At 71.7% G+C, this 19,702-nt stretch carries 20 protein-coding genes; 9 read left to right on the top strand and 11 right to left on the bottom strand.

Annotated elements, in window-relative coordinates:
* Window positions 1–4: 4 nt before the first annotated feature.
* A complete protein-coding gene (locus tag ACFHW1_RS17740) occupies window positions 5–172 on the bottom strand; it encodes a DUF3117 domain-containing protein (protein ID WP_007455245.1) in 168 nt (55 codons plus the stop codon).
* 190 nt (window positions 173–362) lie between these two features.
* Here ACFHW1_RS17740 and ACFHW1_RS17735 point away from each other — a divergent pair, with 190 nt between their 5' ends.
* Window positions 363–1,175 (top strand): PaaX family transcriptional regulator C-terminal domain-containing protein, encoded by an 813-nt coding sequence (locus ACFHW1_RS17735; RefSeq protein ID WP_416556231.1) that lies wholly within the window; start codon window positions 363–365, stop codon window positions 1,173–1,175.
* Window positions 1,176–1,223: 48 nt separating this feature from the next.
* Complete coding sequence (locus tag ACFHW1_RS17730) at window positions 1,224–2,015, top strand: enoyl-CoA hydratase-related protein (RefSeq protein WP_416556232.1); 792 nt, start codon at window positions 1,224–1,226, stop codon at window positions 2,013–2,015.
* 52 nt (window positions 2,016–2,067) lie between these two features.
* On the opposite strand, the gene ACFHW1_RS17725 is transcribed toward ACFHW1_RS17730, so the two are convergent.
* Genes ACFHW1_RS17725 through ACFHW1_RS17710 form a run of 4 tightly spaced genes read right to left on the bottom strand, consistent with a single transcriptional unit; the run spans window position 2,068 to window position 4,362 of the window.
* The gene (locus ACFHW1_RS17725) at window positions 2,068–2,694 is read right to left on the bottom strand and encodes a hypothetical protein (RefSeq protein WP_416556233.1); all 627 of its coding nucleotides are present in this window, start codon (window positions 2,692–2,694) and stop codon (window positions 2,068–2,070) included.
* 32 nt (window positions 2,695–2,726) lie between these two features.
* Window positions 2,727–3,329 carry a DNA-3-methyladenine glycosylase I gene (locus tag ACFHW1_RS17720; RefSeq protein WP_416568435.1) on the bottom strand — a complete coding sequence of 201 codons (603 nt, stop codon included), beginning with the start codon at window positions 3,327–3,329 and terminating at the stop codon, window positions 2,727–2,729.
* Window positions 3,326–3,811, bottom strand: coding sequence for an SRPBCC family protein (locus ACFHW1_RS17715; RefSeq protein ID WP_416556235.1), 486 nt, complete (start codon window positions 3,809–3,811; stop codon window positions 3,326–3,328). Before ACFHW1_RS17715 ends, ACFHW1_RS17720 begins: the two co-directional genes overlap by 4 nt.
* Complete coding sequence (locus ACFHW1_RS17710; RefSeq protein ID WP_416568436.1) at window positions 3,808–4,362, bottom strand: DivIVA domain-containing protein; 555 nt, start codon at window positions 4,360–4,362, stop codon at window positions 3,808–3,810. Before ACFHW1_RS17710 ends, ACFHW1_RS17715 begins: the two co-directional genes overlap by 4 nt.
* A gap of 166 nt (window positions 4,363–4,528) precedes the next feature.
* On the opposite strand from ACFHW1_RS17710, the gene folP reads away from it, so the two are divergent.
* A complete protein-coding gene (gene folP / locus ACFHW1_RS17705) occupies window positions 4,529–5,398 on the top strand; it encodes a dihydropteroate synthase (RefSeq protein ID WP_416556237.1) in 870 nt (289 codons plus the stop codon).
* 34 nt (window positions 5,399–5,432) lie between these two features.
* On the opposite strand, the gene ACFHW1_RS17700 is transcribed toward folP, so the two are convergent.
* On the bottom strand, window positions 5,433–5,810 hold the full coding sequence (locus tag ACFHW1_RS17700; RefSeq protein ID WP_278171611.1) for an NADH-quinone oxidoreductase subunit A: 378 nt from the start codon (window positions 5,808–5,810) through the stop codon (window positions 5,433–5,435).
* 325 nt (window positions 5,811–6,135) lie between these two features.
* Here ACFHW1_RS17700 and ACFHW1_RS17695 point away from each other — a divergent pair, with 325 nt between their 5' ends.
* Window positions 6,136–7,983: a 2-oxoacid:acceptor oxidoreductase subunit alpha gene (locus ACFHW1_RS17695; protein ID WP_416556238.1), complete on the top strand. Its 1,848-nt coding sequence runs from the start codon at window positions 6,136–6,138 to the stop codon at window positions 7,981–7,983.
* On the top strand, window positions 7,976–9,040 hold the full coding sequence (locus ACFHW1_RS17690) for a 2-oxoacid:ferredoxin oxidoreductase subunit beta (RefSeq protein ID WP_416556239.1): 1,065 nt from the start codon (window positions 7,976–7,978) through the stop codon (window positions 9,038–9,040). The genes ACFHW1_RS17695 and ACFHW1_RS17690 overlap by 8 nt, the downstream gene beginning before the upstream one ends.
* Before the next feature lie 22 nt (window positions 9,041–9,062).
* Here ACFHW1_RS17690 and ACFHW1_RS17685 read toward each other — a convergent pair whose 3' ends face one another.
* Window positions 9,063–10,082 carry a potassium channel family protein gene (locus ACFHW1_RS17685; protein ID WP_416556240.1) on the bottom strand — a complete coding sequence of 340 codons (1,020 nt, stop codon included), beginning with the start codon at window positions 10,080–10,082 and terminating at the stop codon, window positions 9,063–9,065.
* 336 nt (window positions 10,083–10,418) lie between these two features.
* Between ACFHW1_RS17685 and ACFHW1_RS17680 the strand changes: the two genes are divergently transcribed.
* Window positions 10,419–10,577 (top strand): hypothetical protein, encoded by a 159-nt coding sequence (locus ACFHW1_RS17680; protein WP_416556241.1) that lies wholly within the window; start codon window positions 10,419–10,421, stop codon window positions 10,575–10,577.
* A gap of 255 nt (window positions 10,578–10,832) precedes the next feature.
* The gene (locus ACFHW1_RS17675; RefSeq protein ID WP_416556242.1) at window positions 10,833–11,363 is read left to right on the top strand and encodes a phospholipase; all 531 of its coding nucleotides are present in this window, start codon (window positions 10,833–10,835) and stop codon (window positions 11,361–11,363) included.
* A gap of 67 nt (window positions 11,364–11,430) precedes the next feature.
* Here ACFHW1_RS17675 and ACFHW1_RS17670 read toward each other — a convergent pair whose 3' ends face one another.
* Together ACFHW1_RS17670 and ACFHW1_RS17665 are read right to left on the bottom strand one after the other, a co-directional pair.
* Window positions 11,431–14,211, bottom strand: coding sequence for an ATP-binding protein (locus tag ACFHW1_RS17670; protein ID WP_416615725.1), 2,781 nt, complete (start codon window positions 14,209–14,211; stop codon window positions 11,431–11,433).
* A 92-nt stretch (window positions 14,212–14,303) separates the two neighbouring features.
* Complete coding sequence (locus ACFHW1_RS17665; protein ID WP_416556244.1) at window positions 14,304–14,540, bottom strand: FmdB family zinc ribbon protein; 237 nt, start codon at window positions 14,538–14,540, stop codon at window positions 14,304–14,306.
* A 57-nt stretch (window positions 14,541–14,597) separates the two neighbouring features.
* On the opposite strand from ACFHW1_RS17665, the gene ACFHW1_RS17660 reads away from it, so the two are divergent.
* Both ACFHW1_RS17660 and ACFHW1_RS17655 read left to right on the top strand, forming a co-directional pair.
* Complete coding sequence (locus ACFHW1_RS17660) at window positions 14,598–15,884, top strand: lytic murein transglycosylase (protein WP_416591088.1); 1,287 nt, start codon at window positions 14,598–14,600, stop codon at window positions 15,882–15,884.
* A gap of 70 nt (window positions 15,885–15,954) precedes the next feature.
* On the top strand, window positions 15,955–16,977 hold the full coding sequence (locus ACFHW1_RS17655) for a GNAT family N-acetyltransferase (protein ID WP_416556246.1): 1,023 nt from the start codon (window positions 15,955–15,957) through the stop codon (window positions 16,975–16,977).
* A gap of 36 nt (window positions 16,978–17,013) precedes the next feature.
* Here the strand turns inward: ACFHW1_RS17655 and hemB are convergent, their stop codons facing one another.
* The gene (hemB, locus tag ACFHW1_RS17650) at window positions 17,014–17,985 is read right to left on the bottom strand and encodes a porphobilinogen synthase (protein ID WP_416556247.1); all 972 of its coding nucleotides are present in this window, start codon (window positions 17,983–17,985) and stop codon (window positions 17,014–17,016) included.
* A 75-nt stretch (window positions 17,986–18,060) separates the two neighbouring features.
* Window positions 18,061–19,641 carry a uroporphyrinogen-III synthase gene (locus tag ACFHW1_RS17645; protein ID WP_416556248.1) on the bottom strand — a complete coding sequence of 527 codons (1,581 nt, stop codon included), beginning with the start codon at window positions 19,639–19,641 and terminating at the stop codon, window positions 18,061–18,063.
* Between the last annotated feature and the right edge of the window lie 61 nt (window positions 19,642–19,702).

Below are 19,702 nucleotides of genomic sequence, written 5' to 3'. Positions count from 1 at the left end.
TCGATCAGCCTGCAGCGGCCTTCAGCGCATCACCGAGCGCGTTGGCCTCGTCCGGTGTCATCTCGACGACGAGTCGACCCCCACCCTCCAGCGGAACCCGCATGACGATGCCCCGGCCCTCCTTGGTGACCTCCAGCGGACCGTCGCCCGTCCGCGGCTTCATCGCCGCCATGTTGTCTCCCCTCAGACTTGCCCCAGGGCCGCTGGGGAGCACCCCAGCCACCTCGTAAGTCTCACCGCATCCCACTGCCACGGTGCCGACCAACGATTTTCCCTGATGAACACCGCCGGACCCAAACCGAGGCCACAATGCTGTGACAGCGTCTAGCTTATCTTGAAGCGGGCTGTCACAATGTGCGGTCATGCAGGCACGGTCGGCGCTCTTCGACCTGTTCGGTGACCATCTTCGGCTACGGGGTGGTCGCGCGCCCGTTGCTGCCCTGGTCAAGCTGCTGGCCCCACTCGGGATCGCGCCGCCCGCCGTACGCACCGCCGTCTCCCGGATGGTCCGGCAGGGATGGCTGCAACCGTCTCGGCTGGCCGCTGGCCCGGGCTATCTGCTGACCCCGAAAGCCGCCCGACGGCTGGACGAGGCGGCGGCCCGAATCTACCGCACCGGCAGAATCAGCTGGGACGGCAAGTTCGACCTGCTGGTGCTCGACCCACCCGGCGGTCGGCGGGAGCGGCGACGGCTGGGCGCCAACCTGAGCTACCTCGGCTACGGGATGTTGGACGAGCACACCTGGGTGGCTACCCGGGCCGCCGGCGAGGTCGACGGCATGCTGACCGAGGCCGGCGTACGGTTCGAGCGGTTCACCGCCGCGCACGCCGCCGGCACCGCCGGGGCCGCCGCGCTGGTCCGCCGCGCCTGGGATCTGACCGAGATCGGACAGGCCTACGAGCGGTTCGTCGCCGGGCAGCGACCACAGTTGGCCAAGGTGACCGTACGCAGTGACGACGAGCAGGCGTACGCCGCCCGGTTCCAGTTGGTCCACGCCTGGCGCGGGTTTCTGTTCCGGGATCCGCAACTCCCCCCGGCGCTTTTGCCGGAACGCTGGCCTGGGACGAGCGCGGCGACCTTCTTCGACCGGCACGCCACCCGGCTGCGCCCGGCCGCCGACCGGTACGTCGACAAGTGCCTGGAGCTCGGCCAGCGCGACGGCGGCCCGCGCTGAGCCGCACCGACGCAAACTCCAGCCAGCCTAACGAAAGGGGCGTCCGAGGTGACCGAGGCACTGATCGTCGACCGTCGGGGTGCGGTCGTCACGTTGACCCTGAACCGACCTGACTCGCTCAACTCGCTGAACGTCGAGCTCAAGGAGGCGCTGCGCGACGCGCTGGCCGAGGTGGAGACCGACCCCGGCTGCCGGGCGGTGCTGCTGACCGGCGCCGGACGGGCCTTCTGCGTGGGGCAGGATCTGCGCGAACACGTCGAGACGCTGGAATCCGAGACGGCTGAGCCGCTCGACACCGTACGGGAGCACTACAACCCGATCGCCACCCGGCTGGCCGGGCTGTCCAAGCCGGTGGTCGCCGCGGTCCGCGGCGCGGCGGCCGGTGCCGGCGCCTCACTGGCCATGCTGGCCGATCTGCGGATCGGCGGGCCACGGACCAGCTTCCTGATGGCGTTCGCCAACGTCGGGCTGGCGATGGACACCGGCGCCTCGTGGGCGTTGCCCCGGCTGGTCGGCTACCCGAGGGCGACCGAACTGCTGCTGCTGGCACAGCCGGTGCCGGCCGCCGAGGCGCACCGGATCGGGCTGCTCAACCAACTGGTCGACGACGACGAGCAGATTCTGCCGGTAGCCCACGAACTCGCCGAACGGTTGGCGGCCGGGCCGACCGTCGCGTACGGGGCGATCAAGCGGGCGCTGTCCATCGGCGCTTCCGGTTCGCTGGCCGACGCGCTGGCTGCGGAGACGCAGGCCCAGTCGATCTGTGGTGCCACCACCGACCACCGGCAGGCGACAGCGGCGTTCGTCGCCAAGCAGCGGCCGGTGTTCGACGGGCACTGAAGCCGGCACGGCCTGACCAGGAGCCGCGTGCCCGCTGACCGGGCCACAGCCGTCAGTCGTCCTCCTCCGGGTCCTGGTTGGCCTCGGCACCGAGCACGAACGCCTGCATGGCCAGCTCGTTGCCGCTCGGACAGACGAAGGCCGGCAGTTCGCGGGGGCCGAGCTCACGCACGTACGACCAGAACAGCCGGACCGCCTCCGCCGCCGTCGGTGCCTCGATCGGCAGATCGAGGCTGACCAGCCAGGCACGACGATCACCGGCCGGGGAGAGCCGGCTGGCCAACGACCGGTAGGTGGTCACGTCCACCGGGGTCACCGCCCCGGTCAGCCGCAGGGCGGCCGCCGGCACCGGCTCGTCAAAGGCCCGGCAGGTGTAGTGCACCACCAGCGGTTCGGGCTCGGCCGCCCGGGTCTCCCCGCCCTCGACGCCGCCGCCGGCGCCACCGATCCGGCCGAGCGCGACGACGAACCGGGGGTCACCGTCGGTGACGACCAGCACTGGCGCGCCGTACGGCGGCCGGGGGTCACCGTCGAGGCCGGTCACCTCCAGGGTGTCGTGGTGGAACAGCCGCTCCGCCTCGTAGCGCTGGGCCGGGATGACCACCGCCCAGGCACCGGTGCCGGGCCGGGCCGGGCCGGGCGTCGCGGGCTGATCGTCGAGCTGGCTGGTCTCGCGCATGCTCCTATCTCATCACGACGCGGGGCGGCGGATCACCGGACCACGACCGGACCGCCGGGCCGCGTCGACGGCGGCACGTGGCAGCCAGCGACATGGTCGTCGACCATCCCTGTCGCCTGCATCAACGCGTACGCGGTGGTGGGTCCGACAAACCGGAGGCCGTGTCGTTTGAGCGACCGGGCCAGCACGGTCGACTCGGCGGTGACCGCTGGCACCTGGTCCATCGAGGCGAGCCGGGCGGACCGGGGCGGCGGGGCGTGTCGCCAGAGCAGCTCGGACAGATCGGTGGGCAGGTCGAGCACGGCCCGCGCGTTCGACACGGCGGCCTCGATCTTGGCCCGGTTGCGGACGATGCCGGCGTCGGCGAGCAGCCGCTCGACGTCGGCCGGGCCGAACCCGGCGACCTTTTCGATCCGGAAACCGTCGAAGGCAGCCCTGAACGCCTCCCGCTTGCGCAGGATCGTCAGCCAGGACAGACCGGACTGAAATGCCTCCAGGGTCAGTCGTTCGTACAGCGCGTCGTCGTCGCGGACCGGTCGACCCCACTCCTGGTCGTGATACCGGCGGTAGTCCGCCGAGCCGGCGCTCCAGCCGCACCGGGCCAGGCCGTCCGCCCCGACGCTCAGCCCGGTCACGGCAGTGCCCCGGTCTCGACCAGCCGGCCGAACTTCTTCAACGCCTGGGTCAGGCTCACCTTGGATCCGGGCCAGAGCAACGGCCAGGCCATTCGGCCCGCGGCGCCGCCGGGCAGGTGGAACCACTCGTGCCAGACGACCTGGGTGCGGTCGTGGTCCATCTGGGTACAGCGCAGCACCCCCGGGCCACGCAGCAGGGTGCCGCAGTGCACCACCCGGACCTCGTAGGGAGCGTCGACCCGGACGACCCGCATCTCGTCGCGCAACGCCACCGGGCCGACCGCGGTGACCGCCGCGATCAGGCTGCCCTCGCCGCCGTCGCCCGAGACGACCTTCACGTCGGTGAAGGGAATCCACTCGGACTGCCGCTCCCAGGCGGTGAAGGCGGCGAAGACCCGTTCGGCCGGGGCCCGGATGATGACCGTCGCGGTCACCTCTCCGGCTCCGGGGGTGCCGGCGGCAGCCTCGTTCGGACCACTCACCTGGCAGCACCGTCCGCCGGGCGGACCTCCGGCCCGGCGGCTGCGTCGGCCGTGGGCGACAGGGCGGACTCCGACCCGTCGGCAGGCCCGGACTCCGACCCGTCGGCAGGCCCGGACTCCGACCCGTCGGCAGGCCCGGACTCGGTCGCGGACGTACCGGCCACCGGGTTCCCCGCCAGGTCGGCGGCCGGCACGAGGGCCGCGTCCCGGGCCCGCCGCAACTGGTCGGCGTCCTCGGTACGCCCCTCCCGCAGCGCGGCCACCTCGGCCTGCAGCACCTCGATCAACTCGTCCTTGTACCCGATGTCGTACGCCGCCCGGCGCAGTGCCTGGTCGACCTGCGCCATCCGGTACCCGCGCAGCGCGGTGTCGAACCGGACCTGACTGACGTCGTGCTCCAGCAACGGCCGGGTGCCGGGCAGCGGGACCGCCCGCCCGTCCGGCTCGACCGGGACCAGCCCCGGATCGTTGCCGGTGACGAGCACGGTGACCCCGAAGACGACTGCGGCGACGGTCAACGCGGCGACCAGAACGAGGAGAAACTGATCCATGACCGAATCGTGGCATGCCGGCACGGCGAGGGCGACCCCCTGCGGCGCGTCGTCGGTCGGCGGCGGGCTCTCCCGCCCCGGTGACCGCCGCTTGCGGCGACCGCCGGCAGTCGGCGTACCGCAGCCGGCTAGCCTCCTGGCAGGCGGGACGGGATCGGAGGCACGGATGGGGCGTACGCTGCGGCTCGGCCGACGGTCCCTGGCACCCGGGGACCTCGCGGTGATGGCGATCGTCAACCGTACGCCCGATTCGTTCTTCGACCGCGGCGCGACCTTCGCCGCGGACGCCGCGCTGCACGCGGTCGCCGCCGCGGTCGACGCCGGTGCGGACATCGTCGACATCGGCGGGGTGAAGGCCGGGCCCGGGACCGCCGTCGACGTGGCCGAGGAGATCGACCGTACGGTCGGCACGATCGCGACGGTCCGGGCTGCCTTCCCGGATCTGGTCATCTCGATCGACACCTGGCGGGCCGAGGTGGCCAGTGAGGCGGTCGCGGCCGGCGCCGACCTGCTCAACGACACCTGGGCCGGTGCCGACCCCCGGCTCGCCGAGGTCGCGGCGGCGACCGGGGCGGGGCTGATCTGCTCGCACACCGGTGGGACCACGCCGCGCACCCGACCGCACCGGGCCGCGTTCGACGACGTGGTGGCCGACGTGGTAGGCACCGTGACCGGCCTTGCCGAGCGCGCGGTCGGTCTCGGGGTACGACCGGACGGTATCCTGATCGACCCGGCGCATGACTTCGGCAAGAACACCCGGCACTCGCTGGAGGTCACCCGGCGGCTCGCCGAACTGGTCGACACCGGCTGGCCGGTCCTGGTCGCCCTCTCGAACAAGGATTTCATCGGCGAGACCCTGGATCTGCCGGTCGACCAGCGGCTGGAGGGCACCCTGGCGGCGACGGCGGTCTCCGCCTGGTTGGGTGCCCGGGTGTTCCGGGCGCACCAGGTGGCGGCGACCCGGCGAGCGCTGGACATGGTGGCGTCGATCCGGGGCGACCGCCCGCCGGCGGTGTCCCGCCGGGCGTTGGCCTGACCGGGTTCGGGTACGGGTGCAGGTCAGGTCGCGGTCAGGTCCAGCGGAGCACGTTCTTGCGCCAGGCGTAGAGGATGCCCAGCGCCAGGACCGCCACGAAGACGCCCATCTCAGCGACGGTGACCGGGCCGAACCCCGGCCGGTCGAAGATCACCGCCCAGGGGAAGAGGAAGACCGCCTCCACCGCGAAGAGCACGTACAGAAACGCGTACACGTAGTAGCGGATCTGCGCCTGGGCCCAGTCGCCGCCCACCGGGTCGAGGCCGCACTCGTAGCTGGCCCGTTTGCCGACCGGGTCGGCCGGCTGCCCCGGCCGCAGCAACCGGTTGGCGCCGTAGCCGACGGTGAAGAAGGCGACGCCGACCAGCAGCAACAGCCCCAACGTCGCGTACGAGCCGAGGTAGCCCTGCATGTCCGACAGCCTACCGTCCGACAGCCGACCGTCCGGTCGTCCGGTCGTCCGGGCCGGCTCGGACGACCGGCGGAGACCGGCGTCACCGCCCCGCGACCGTTGGGTGATTCCAGTCCCACCGGGCGGACCCGAGCCGGGTATCCGACCCGATCCGACGTAGGCTTCCCTCAGAGTGTCACCATGGTTAGGACGCCCTTACCGGGACACCCATCGTGGCACCGGGCAACGACAGCGCCACGGCCGGCAACAGCCGCAGGACGCCGGCAACCGCCCCAGCACAGCCGGCGATCCACGCCGCCGGCAGGAATCGAGGAGGTCAGCTCACGTGACCAAGCAGGTCCGTCAACTGGATCGGGTGGTCATCCGTTTCGCTGGCGACTCCGGTGACGGCATGCAGCTGACCGGCGACCGGTTCACCTCGGAGACCGCGCAGCTCGGCAACGACATCTCCACGTTGCCGAACTTCCCGGCCGAGATCCGGGCCCCCGCCGGCACCCTGCCCGGGGTGTCCAGCTTCCAGGTGCATTTCGCCGACTACGACATCCTCACTCCCGGTGACTCGCCGAACGTCCTGGTCGCCATGAACCCGGCGGCGCTGAAGGCGAACCTCGGCGACCTGCCGCGCGGCGCGGACATCATCGTCAACACCGACGAGTTCACCCGGCGCAACCTCGCCAAGGTCGGATACGCCGCCAGCCCGCTGGAGGACGGCTCGCTCGACGGGTACGCCGTACATCCGGTGGCGCTGACCTCGATGACCATCGGCGCGCTCGCCGAGTTGTCCGTTTCGAAGAAGGACGCCGAACGGGCAAAGAACATGTTCGCGCTGGGGCTGCTCTCGTGGATGTACTCCCGGCCGTACGAGTCCACCATCCGGTTCCTGGAGCGCAAGTTCGCCAAGCGTCCGGACCTGGTAGCAGCGAACATCGCCGCGTTCAAGGCCGGCTGGAACTTCGGCGAGACCACCGAGGACTTCTCGGTACGCTATGAGGTCAACCCGGCCCGGATGCGCCCGGGCACGTACCGCAACATCACCGGCAACGCGGCGCTGTCGCTGGGGCTGGTGGCCGCCGGGGTCCGGGCCAAGCTGCCGATCTTCCTCGGCGCCTACCCGATCACACCGGCCTCGGACATCCTGCACGAGTTGAGCAAGCACAAGCGGTTCGGTGTGGTCACCATGCAGGCCGAGGACGAGATCGCCGCGGTCGGCGCGGCGCTCGGCGCGGCGTACGGCGGCGCCCTCGGCGTCACCACCACCTCCGGGCCCGGCGTGGCGCTCAAGGGCGAGACCATCTCGCTCGCCGTCGCGTTGGAGCTGCCGCTGGTGATCGTCGATGTGCAGCGGGCCGGGCCGTCTACCGGCATGCCGACCAAGACCGAGCAGGCCGACCTGAACATGGCGCTGTTCGGCCGGCACGGCGAGGCACCGGTCGCGGTGATCGCGCCGCGGTCGCCGTCGGACTGCTTCCACGCCGCCATCGAGGCGGCCCGGATCGCACTCACCTACCGCACCCCGGTGCTGCTGCTGTCCGACAACTACGTGGCCAACGGTTCCGAGCCGTGGCTGCTGCCCGAGGTCGACTCCCTGCCCGACCTGCGGGTCGAGTTCGCCACCGAGGCCAACGACGACGACGGCAAGACCTTCCTGCCGTACCTGCGCGACCCGCAGACGCTGGCCCGGCCGTGGGCGATCCCCGGCACCCCCGGCCTGGAGCACCGCATCGGCGGTCTGGAGAAGGCCGACCGCACCGGCGACATCTCCTACGACCCGGCGAATCACGACTTCATGGTGCGGACCAGGCAGGCCCGCATCGACGCGATCCCGGTGCCGGACGTCGAGGTGGAGGACCCGAACGGCGACGCCCGAACGCTGGTGCTCGGCTGGGGGTCGACGTACGGGCCGATCGGTGCCGCTTGCCGGGCGTTGCGCCAGCGTGGCCTGTCGGTCGCCCAGGCGCATCTGCGGCACCTGGCACCGCTGCCGGCCAACCTCGGCGAGGTGCTGCGCAACTACGACCGGGTAGTGATTCCGGAGATGAACCTCGGTCAACTGGCCCACGTGATCCGGGCCCGTTACCTGGTCGACGCGATCGGTTACAACCAGGTCCGTGGCCTGCCGTTCACCGCCACGGAGCTGGAAACCATGCTGGAAGAGGTCGTGAAGAATGTCTGAGCCCGCCCGCAACGGACGCCCCGGCGGTACGCCGGTGGCGGTCAAGCTCACCGCTAAGGACTTCAAGTCCGACCAGGAGGTGCGCTGGTGCCCCGGGTGCGGTGACTACGCGATCCTCGCCGCGGTGCAGTCATTCATGCCGGAGCTGAACATGCCCCGGGAGCGGATCGTCTTTGTCTCCGGCATCGGCTGCTCGTCGCGCTTCCCGTACTACATGAACACGTACGGCATGCACTCCATCCACGGCCGGGCGCCGGCGATCGCCACCGGCCTGTCGGTGTCCCGCCCGGACCTGTCGGTCTGGGTGGTGACCGGGGACGGTGACGCGTTGTCGATCGGCGGCAACCACCTGATCCACGCGCTGCGCCGCAACGTCAACCTCAAGATCCTGCTGTTCAACAACCGGATCTACGGGCTGACCAAGGGGCAGTACTCGCCGACGTCGGAGCTGGGCAAGATCACCAAGTCGACGCCGGTCGGCTCGGCCGACTCGCCGTTCAACCCGCTGTCGCTCGCCCTTGGCGCCGAGGCGACGTTCGTCGCTCGGACCATCGACTCCGACCGTAAGCATCTGCAGTCGGTGCTGCGTGCCGCCGCCGAGCACCAGGGTTCGGCGTTCGTGGAGATCTACCAGAACTGCAACATCTTCAACGACGGCGCGTTCGAGCAGTTGAAGGAGCCGGCGACCCGGGACGACTACCTGATCCGGCTGGAGCACGGCAAGCCGATCACGTTCGGGGCCGACGGGCAGTTCTGCGTGGTCCACCCGCCCGGCGGTTTCGGGCTGGAGGTCCGCGAGACCGCGTCGGTGCCGGCCGAGCAGATCGTGGTGCACGACGCCACGATCGCCGAGCCCGCCTACGCGTTCGCGCTGTCCCGGCTGCCCGCCGCCGATCTGCGCAACACGCCCATCGGGGTGTTCCGCAGCGTGTCCCGGCCCAGCTACGACAGCTTGATCCAGACCCAGGTCGAGCAGGCCCGGGCGGCGGCCGAGGGCACCCCGGAGGAGCAGTTTGCCGGGCTGCTGCGCAGCGGCGACACCTGGTCGATCAACTGACCGGCGCCGGTCGGCTCGGCGGTCAGCCGATCGACGGCGTGCTGGCCGAGGTCCGGTCGTCGCGGACATAGACCAGCAGGTCACCTGTCTCGATCTTGACGCTGTCCGGGTCGGCGAGCGACACCACTCGGCCGCGCCGGATCAGCGCGATCACCAGGTTGGCCAGTTCCCGCGGTGAGGTGCCCACCTCGTCGCGGTTCGCCGAACGCATCGCCAGCGCCATCCCCTGTCCTGGGGTGAGCAGATCCTCGACCACGTCGATCAGCGGCGGCGCCGACGTGGACAGGCCGAGCAGCCGGCCCGCGGTGGCGGACGAGACGATGACATGGTGCGCGCCGCTCTGCCGTAGCAGCGGCGCGTTCTCCGCTTCGCGGGCGGCGGCGATGATCCGTACCTTCCCTGCGGTCAACTGCCGGACGGTCAGCGTGACCAGGACCGAGGCATCGTCGCTGTCGGTCGCGATGATCACCGCCTTGGCGTGCTTGACGTGCGCCTCGTTGAGCACCGACGAGCGGGTGGCCGATCCTTCGATGGCCACCAGCCCGGCGGAGGTCGCCTGCCGCAGAGCGATCCCGCTGCTCTCCACGACGACGATGTGCTGCTTGTCGAAGCCGTTCTCCAGCAGCGCGGAGACGGCGCTACGGCCCTTGGTGCCGTAGCCGCAGATGATCACGTGGTCCTTCACGTTCTTTCTCCACCGGGTCAGTCGAAGGTTCGTCCGGTACTGCTCGGTGAGCACCTCCAGGGTGGTGCCGACCAGGATGATCAGGAAGACCACTCGGGCGGGCGTGATGATCAGGACGTTGACCAGCCGGGCCGCCTCGGTGACCGGAGCGATGTCGCCGTACCCGGTGGTGGAGAGGCTGACCACCGCGTAGTAGAAGCTGTCGAGCAGCGAGACGCCGTCGCCGTTGGCGTCCCGGTAGCCGTCACGGTCGGCGTACACCACGGCCACCACGCCGAGCACCAGTCCGACCGCCGCCATCAGCCGCAGACTCAGTGCCCGCAGCGGCCCCTGCCGTACGGCGGGAAAGTGGATCACCGCCGGCCCGCCTCCGCCTTCATGTCCCCGTACACGCCCACAACATAGCTGTTCCGTACCGCCTGATCTTGATCGCCTGGACAACACCTTGTGCCAGGTGCGTCCGGGACGGAAGCGGTCGTATCCCGCTGCCTCAAATCTTGCTTAGAGACATTGCATCGGGACGCAGTGTTGTCGATGCTCACCCAGCAGCCATCCATCCGCCAGCTTCCGGAGCAGTCTGTGCACCCACCACGACCGAACGCCATTCCCATGATCGCCCCGGGGACGGTGTTACGACTCAGCAAGGACGACTGGCGGTACGGCGGACACAATCTCATACTCCAGGTGCAGCAGATGCGACCCGATCTGTCGGTCTATTACGACAATCGGTGGGTGTGGATCGTCGGACGTTCCCTCGGAACGGATGGCGGCGGGCTCGGCCGAGTGGTCGCCCTGGTCCGGGTCGCCGCGCTGCCCGGTGCGACCCGAGCCGACGCCACCGACGTCGGCTGATCACGGGCCGTCCGGGCGGCTGATCACGGGCCGTCCGGGCGGCCGGGGACCAGACGGCAGGGAGGGCCGAACAGCCGAGACGGCCGGGCGATGTGACCGGTCCGGCCGACTCGTCTGTTCACACACTGGTCGACAAACAATCAGGCCACCTAAGGATCGACTCTAGCTGATACCACGAGACTGTGGACCCGCTTGTGACCCGCCGGTAACAAGCGCGCCGACACCACCCACGGACCGTCCACCGGAGGTATCGCGATGTCCCGACGCCTGACCACCCTGCTCACCGCCGCACTGCTCGGCCTCACCGCCGCCCTCGGCTCGGCCGGCCCAGCCGCCGCCGTGCCCGCTGACAAGCCCGCAGTGCTGTCCGGCTGGACCCAGACCAGCGCGAGCAGCTACAGCGTCTGGAACTCGGCCCGGCTCAACCAGGGAGCCTGGGCCGCCTACCAGTTCGACTGGTCGACCGACTACTGCTCGTCCAGCCCGGACAACCCGCTCGGCTTCGACTTCCGGCTCTCCTGCCACCGGCACGACTTCGGCTACCGCAACTACAAGGCGATCGGCCAGTTCTCCGCCAACAAGGCACGGGTGGACAGCGCCTTCTACGAGGACCTCAAGCGGGCGTGCGCCCGCTACAGCAGCTTCGTCCGGCCGGCATGCCTGAGCCTGGCCTGGACGTACTACCAGGCGGTGCGCATCTTCGGCGCGCCGGTCGTGACCGCCGCCGACCTGGAGCGGGCCCGGCAACTGCGGGCCGCCGGACCACGGCTGGCCGGCACCGATTGACCGGCACCGCCCCGCACCGCGCCGCACCGGCCGGCCCGCCCTCTCCCAGTGCCGGGCCGGCCGCCGGTCACCACGGCCGGGCCGGCCGCCGGTCACCACGGCCGCCGAGCGGGTCGGCGTCACCGACCGCGCCAGCGGACTCGTCGGCGAGCCACCGGGCGACGGTCGTCAGGTCCGGATGCTCAACGGCGAGCGCCAACGCCGCCGCCTCGACCAGACTCATCCGGCTACCCTGCGCGTACCCGGCGTCGAACGCCCTGTCGCCGATCGCCGACCGTACCTTGGCCTGCTCCTGCGCCCAGTAGCCGCCGAACATGCCGGCCGTGCTGCGCAGCGCCGAGCGGGTCGCCTGAGCGGCACCGAACAGGCGGGCAGCGGTCGACGGGTCACCGCCCAGCGCGCACCGGACCGCCATCGCGTTCAGCGTGTCGCAGGCCCGCCGGTGGAACCCGTACCGCATCCGGGAGCGCAGCGCCACCACCAGATGGTCGTGCGCGGCGACCAGGTCCCGGCGGCCCAACGCCACCAGCCCGAGCAGCATGTCCACGGTCCGCCGGCCGCGCTCCGCCGGCCGGGCGGCCTCCGCCGGCCGGGCGGTAGCCAGCACCTCGGCTGCCTCGTCCAACGCCCCTCGCCGGCAGAGCAGCTCGGCCAGGCTGTACACGGCGAACAGCGCGTCGCCGACCGCGCCGTTCGCCGCCGCCCAGTCGATCACCCGCCGGCACACCTGCTCGGCCTCGACGAACTGCCCGAGATCGATGAGCGAGGCGCCCCGACCGGCCAGCACCCGGGCCAGCAGGCCCGCGTCGCCGGCCTGCCGGGCGGCGGCCTCCGCCCGGTGCGAAAACCGCATCTCCTCGCCGAACTCGCCGTCCGCGCCCGCGTGCTGCGAATGCATGTGGTAGGCGGCCGCCAACTCCGCCTCGGGAATCGCCTCGCCGGTCTCGGCGATCCGCCCGTACAGCCGGAACAGCCACAGCCGGCCTTCCCGGGCCAGGCCGCGTTCGCGCCACCACTGGTCGAGCCCGCTGGCGAGCTGCAGGCCACGCCGGGCACTGCCGCCTGTGGTGCTCCACCGAAGCGCGGCCCGCAGCTCGTCCGCCAACGGATCGAGGGTGTACAGCGAAAGGGTGACCGGCTTGCCGTCCGGGCCCAGGTAGGCACGCTGCAACGCGTGCAGGGCCCAGGCCACGTGCCGGTCCCGGGCAGCCTGCTCCTCACCCGCTTCGACCAGCCGCCGTGCCGCGTACGCCCGGATCGGGTCGAGCATCCGGTAGCTGGTGCCGCCGGCCGCCGGCTCGGCCTGGATCATCGACTTGTCGACCAGCACCGCCAACGGCCCCAGCGGATCATCCTCGAGCAGCCACTCCACGGTGCCCAGATCGATCGGTCCGGCAAAGACCGACATCCAGCGCAGCAGGCGGGCCGCCCGGGGGGCCAGCGTCCGGTAGGACCAGGTGACCGTCGCCTGTAGTGTGCCGTGCCGCCGCCCGGCAGGGCGCTGCGCGCCGACCGGCTCATCCTGCCCCGCGTCCAGCACCCCCAGGACATCGTCGAGGCGGTCCACGAGCTGCCCGACGGAGAGCACCCGAAGCCGGGCGGCGGCGAGCTCGATCGCCAGCGGCAACCCGTCCAGCCGAGCCGCCACCCGATGCAGCTGGGCGGTCTCGGTCGGACCCGGCGGGTGACCGCCCCGGGCCGCCGCCGTGCGGTCGAGCAACAGCGCCACGGCGTCGCTGGGGCCGCCGGCCGGCCCCGGTTCGGCCGACATCGGCGGTATCCGCCACACCACCTCGCCGGGCACCCCCAGCGGCTCCCTGCTGGTCGTCAACACCCGGACCTGCCTGCCACCGCCGAGCAGCCGGGCGATCACCTCGGCACACGCCGCCGGCTGGGCGTCGCAGGTGTCGAGCACCAGCAGCAGCCGGCGGGCGGCCGCATACTCGACGACGGTGTCCAGGATCGGCCGGCCCGGCTCCGGCCGCAGGCCGAACACCGCGGCGACGGCGAACGCGACCAGGCCGGGATCGGTCACCGTCGCAACATCGACGAACCACACCCCGTCCGGGTGGCCGGCCCTGGCCGGGTCCACGGCCGGTGGTTGCGCGGCGTCACCGCTGGCGTCGACCGCGACCTCGATCGCCAGCCGGGTCTTGCCGGCACCGCCGGCACCCACCACGGTGACCAGCCGGTGTTCGGCGACCAGCTGGCGCAGCTCCTGGCGTTCGATCCGGCGACCGACAAAGGAGCTGATCTGATTGGGCAGATTGTGGCTGGCCGAGTCGGCCGTACGCGGTCTGGGGAACTGGCGCTCCAGCCCGGCGGCGATCAACTGGAACAGCCGCTCCCGGTCGTCGAACCCGCGCAGCCGGTGCAGGCCGAGATCGAGCAGCGAGACGCCGACCGGCAACGGATCGGCGGCCTGGGCGGTCGCAGCGGAACAGAGGACCTGGCCACCGTGCGCCGCCGCCGCGATCCGCGCCGCGCGGTGCACCTCCGGGCTGGCGTACTCACCCCCGACCGGCTCGGCGTGCCCGGTGTGCAGCCCCATCCGCACCCGGGGTGCGACATCCGGGGTCGGCCACTCGTGCGCGGCCAGCGCCCGCTGCGCACGCCGGCAGGCGTCCAGTGCGGCGGACGCGTCGGCGAACGCCACAAAGAACGAATCCCCTTCGGTGAACAACTCCGTGCCGTCGCTGGCCGACAAGGTGCGCCGTACCAACCGACGGTGTTCGCTGAGCACCGGGCGGTAGTCGCGGCCGAGCAGTCGGGCCAGCCTCGTCGATCCTTCGATGTCGGTAAACATGAAGGTGACCAGTCCGCTCGGCAGTGCGATCGGTGCCGACACCCGTGGAACCTCCGCCCCGCTGGGAAGTCGCGTTCATGCTGCCGCAGTCCGGCAACCCAGCTCATCGCGAACCGGTCACCGCTGTGGGTCAACTAGCATCCGCACCCGCCACCGCAGCAGCCGCCACCGCCGCCGGCCGGGGCTGGCGGCATGACCGGCACTCCACCGGAGGTCCCGGCACCACGGCCGGTGATCGCGACGGTGGACAGCAGTTTGACCGAGTCGGAATGTCCCTGCGGGCAGGACGCCGGATCGCCAGCCTGAGTCATCGGACGGTTGACCTCGAAGGTGTCGCCACACGCGCGACAGCGGAACTCGTACCGGGGCATGTGGATAGGGTACGGCGGGAACTGACGCTTCCGGCCGGATGGGTGATACTCGACGGCATGGTCGAGGACGGGTCGGGCACGCCACCACCACATCGGTTGCGTCCGGCGGTGCCGACGGCTGCCCGGCCACCGCGGCAGGAAAGCATCCCGGGCCCGGACCCGGTACGGTCGACCGACGCCGCGTCGACCGGCGATATCGGACCAGGCAGCGACACCGGACCGACCAGCGAGCCCCGACCACCCGGCGATACCGGACCCACCGCAGGGGGCGGCGACGACACCCGGCCGACCGCCGACAGCGGCACCCAGCCGACCGGGGCCTGCGCAGACGAGCAGGCGCGACCGGCGACCGACCTGCCCGGGCCGGCACCGGCACCGGCACCGGCACCGGCCACCACGCTTGCCGTGGTCGGCCGGCACCGGCGAGAGGACGCGCCGTTCGGCACCCGGATCGGCTGGCTGCACCCGGCGCGGCTGCGACCGGTCCGGCGTGGCCTCCGCCGGGCGGCCCGAGCGGCCGGCGCGTGGAGTCGCCGGCCGGCCGGGCGGCTGGCCCTGCCCGGGCTGCTCCTGCTCGCTCTGATCGCTGGCAGCGGTGCCGCCGGTGCGGTGCTGGTCCCAGCGGCCGCCGGCGACCGGCAACCGGCCGCCTCGCCCACGGCGCTCGGCACCACCGCCGTACCGCAGTTGCCCGAGACCACGGACCCCGACCTGCTCGAGCCACCGGCGGTTCCCCCGCTCGACGGCGGGCTGAACCCGGGTGCCCCGACCCGGCCGGCCACGGTCCTCGCCGCCTGGGCGACCCGCACAGCCAGCCGGGTCGACATTCCGGTAGTGGCGATGGAGGCGTACGGCTACGCCGAGTTGGTGCTGGCCACCACCACGCCGGACTGCCGCCTGTCGTGGACCACGCTGGCCGCGATCGGCATGATCGAGTCGACCCACGGCCGGGCGAACGGGTCACGGTTGGACGCCGACGGCCGCGCCGTACCGCCGATCACCGGGCTGCCGTTGGACGGTGCCGGCGGACGTCAGCGGATCACCGACACCGACAACGGCGAGCTGGACAACGACCCGGTGTACGACCGGGCGGTCGGCCCGATGCAGTTCATCCCGACCACCTGGGCGGAATTCGCGGTGGACGCGGACAACGACGGTGTCATCGATCCGCAGGATATCGATGACGCCAGCCTCGCCGCTGCTAACTACTTGTGCCGGAACGGGCGCGATCTGTCCACACCTTCTGATTGGTGGAGTGCGATCCTGTCGTACAACAACGTGCAGCCGTACGCCCAGGCAGTCTTCGACACCGCCAACGACTACGGCGTACGTAGCCGTACTTAGTGCAATCAGATAGCCACAATTTCCGGCCCGGCCACTTTCGCAACCGGCCACTTGGCGGCAAGCTAGACGCGTGAAGGTACGCGAGTGGGACCCCCGAACCGCGTCGTCCGCCGAGATCTCATCTCTGCTGGACTGTCTCAACCGGGTATTCGAGGCTGACCTGCCAGGCGATCCGTACTGGCGGCCAGACTCCCTGCGGGAGTACCTGACCGAAACGATGCCCGGGGTCCGACGGATCTGCTGGCTGGCCGAGGAGGCCGCCGGCGACGGCCGGCCAGGGCCGGTCAACGGGCACGTCAACGTGCTGCTCCTCGGCGACATCGGGGTGCTCGAGATCCTGGTCCGGCCCGACGCCCGGCGCACCGGCCTGGGCCGGGAGCTGCTGGCGCTCGCCGTACGCCGCGCCTACCACGAGGGGTTCAGCTCGGTCGGCGTCGAGGTCATCGGGGGCACCTGCGCCGTCGATTTCTACGATTCATTGGGGTTCGCCCGCCAGTTCCGGGAAATCCGCAGCGTGCTCCGGTTGCCGGCGGTCGACTGGACCGCGATCGAGAAGACGGCGCAGGACCCGGTCCCCGGGTACCAGATCGAGTTCCATCCGGGCGGGCCGCCGGATGCTCTGGTCGATGCGTACGCCCGGACCAAGGCCGAGCAGAGCATACCGGAGGACGGCGACCTGGATCTGCGGCCCAGCTCCTACGACCCGGACCGGCTCCGGGACAGCCTCGACTGCCTGCGTCGCCGCGGCATGACGCCGTACATCGTGCTGGCCCGGCACCTGGCCAGTGGTGCGGTGGCCGGGCTGACCGAGGTGGTGGTGCCAGCACAGCACCCGACCCGGGCCGACCAGTACGACACCATCGTCGCCCAGGCCCACCTGGGGCACGGCATCGACCGGGCGATCAAGGCCCGGATGCTGCTGGAGCTGCGTACCGTCGAGCCGAGGCTGGCCGAGGTGCAGACCTGGAACGCCGAGGGCGACGAGGATCTGATCGCAATCAATGCCGAGCTCGGCTACCAGCCCGACCGGGACTGGTGGGACTACGGAGCCGACATCCCGACCCTGATGCACCGGCTCGGCGTGCGCAGCTGAACGACCCGGGTCGGCGGCTGGCTCCGGCAGCCCCGGTCAGAGGGTGTTCGCGACCTCCGTCGCCCAGTAGGTAAGGATGATCTGCGCGCCGGCCCGCCGGATCGACGTCAACGTTTCCAGGATCACCCGGTCCCGGTCGATCCAGCCGTTCGCGGCAGCCGCCTCGACCATCGCGTACTCGCCGGAGACCTGGTAGGCGGCGACCGGAACGTGCACCCGCTGGCGGACCGCCGCGATCACGTCCAGGTACGGCAGCGCCGGCTTGACCATCACCAGGTCGGCACCTTCGGCGACGTCCAGCTCGACCTCGCGCAGCGACTCCCGAAGATTCGCCGGATCCTGCTGGTAGGTCCGCCGGTCACCGACCAGTGCCGACTCCACCGCGTCGCGGAACGGCCCGTAGAACGCCGAGGCGTACTTCGCCGCGTACGCGAGCAGTGCGGTGTCGGTGTACCCGGCCGCGTCCAACGCCCGGCGCACCACCCCGACCTGGCCGTCCATCATCCCGGACGGGCCGAGCATGTCCGCGCCAGCTTCGGCCTGCGCGATCGCCAGCTGCGCGTACGCGGCGAGCGTCGCGTCGTTGTCCACCGTCCCATCGGCGGCGAGCAGGCCACAGTGCCCATGCGAGGTGAACTCGTCGAGGCAGAGGTCGCTCATCACCACGGTAGCGTCACCGACCTCGGCGACCACGTCCCGGATGGCGACGTTCAGCACCCCGGCCGGGTCGACACCGGCGGAACCGGTCGCGTCCCGGCGCTGCGGCACGCCGAACAGCATGATCCCGCCGACCCCGGCCGCCGCCGCCTCGGCGGCGGCCTTGCGCAACGAGTCCCGGCTGTGCTGGACCACACCGGGCAGCGACGGGATCGGTCGCGGCCCGGTGAGCCCTTCCTTGACGAACATCGGCAGCACCAGCTCGGCCGGGGACAGCCGGGTCTCCTCGACCAGCCGCCGCACCGCGGCGGTGCGGCGCAGCCGGCGTGGCCGGCTCTGCGGATACGTCATCGCCCATCGTCTCCTGGCTCAGGCGTTCGCCGGCTCGGTGGCCGCCGGCTCAGCGGTCAGCCGGCGGCCACCGGCTCAGCGGAACCGCAGCGCCGTCGGACCCTGCACCTTGGAGCCGCGCCGCTGCTTGGCCGGCATCGCCACCAGCTTCTCCCGCAGCTCGACCGCGTAGCCGGCCAGCGCCTCGACCAGCTCCGGCACCGACGCGTGCGCCGGCTGCACGTCCACCCGCAGGCCGAACTCGGTGGCGGTCTCGGCGGTCTTCGGGCCGATCACCGCGACCACCGTCCGGGCGTGCGGCTTGCCGGCGATGCCGACCAGGTTGCGAACGGTGGACGAGGAGGTGAACAGCACCGCATCGAATCCGCCGGACTTGATCGCGTCGCGGATCTCGGCCGGCGGCGGCGCGGCCCGCACCGTTCGGTACGCGGTGACGTCGTCGACCTCCCAGCCACGCTCGGTCAGCCCGGCGGCGAGGGTCTCGGTGGCGATGTCCGCCCGGGGCAGCAGCACCCGGCCGACCGGGTCGAGGATCTCGTCGTGCGGCGAGAACTCGGCCAGCAGCCCTTCGGAGGACTGCTCACCGGCCGGCACGAGCTCAGGCTGGATTCCGAAGGCGCGGACCGCGTCAGCGGTCGCCTCCCCGATGCAGGCGATCTTGACCCCGCCGAAGTGCCGGGCGTCCAGCCCATGCTCGGCGAACTTCTCCCACACCGCCCGTACGGCGTTGACCGAGGTGAAGACGATCCAGGCGTACCGGCCGTCGACCAGGCCCTTGACCGCCCGCTCCATCTGCGCCGGGGTACGCGGCGGCTCGACCGCGATGGTCGGCACCTCGCACGGGATGGCGCCGTAGGCGCGCAGCTGGGCGCTCATCACGCCGGCCTGCTCCTTGGTCCGCGGCACGAGCACCTTCCAGCCGTACAGTGGCCGGTTCTCCCACCAGCTCAGCTTGTCCCGCTCGGCGACCCCGGCACCGAGGGTGAGCACCACCCGGCCGGTGAAGCCGAGCGCGGCGGCGACGAAACTGTCCACCGTCGAGGTGGTGGTGTACTGGGTCTCGCCGGTCCCGTCCCCGGTCACCGCGACCGAGGTGGCACCGTCGACGCCGGCGGCGAGCAGTCCGTCGCGGACTGCGGCGAGCTCCCCTGCGTCCACCGCCAGGGCGAGCGAGCCCCGGCCGACCGCCGCGGCGAGCGCCTCGAAGTCGAGGCCGGCGGTGTCGTCGACATCGGCCACCGTACGGATGCCGGGCAGCGGCACCCCGGCGTAGCCGGCCACCCCTTCGGCCTGGCTGACCCCGGGCACCACCTCGAACGGCACCGCGGTACGCGCGACGGCCTGTACCTCGGTCACCACCGCATGGTGACCGAACGGGTCGCCGCAGACCAGCCGGACCGCCGCCTGCCCGGACCGGGCAGCGGAGATCAGCACCTTGGCCACGTCGCCTGGCGCGCCCTCGGCCGGGCTGAGCTGGGTGTCCGCCTTGGCGCTGGCGCGGACCGCAGCGAGCAGGGTCTCCGGGACACCCCGGTCGTAGACGACCTGGTCCGCCTCGACCAGGGCGTCGTGCGCCCGGCGGGTCAGCAGGCCCGGGTCGCCGGGGCCGGCGCCCACGAACGCGATGTGGCCGGCGAGCTTACGGGTGCGAGTCATTTATGCTCCCCATGTTCTGGGTCGTCGCGCCGGACGGATTGGGCGCTGAAGGTCGCTGGGG

The sequence above is a fragment of the Micromonospora sp. LOL_014 genome (assembly GCF_048060245.1).
Classification (GTDB): Bacteria; Actinomycetota; Actinomycetes; order Mycobacteriales; family Micromonosporaceae; genus Micromonospora_E.
Note: the sequence above shows the minus strand (reverse complement) of the source record. Positions and strands in the feature narration are given on the sequence as shown.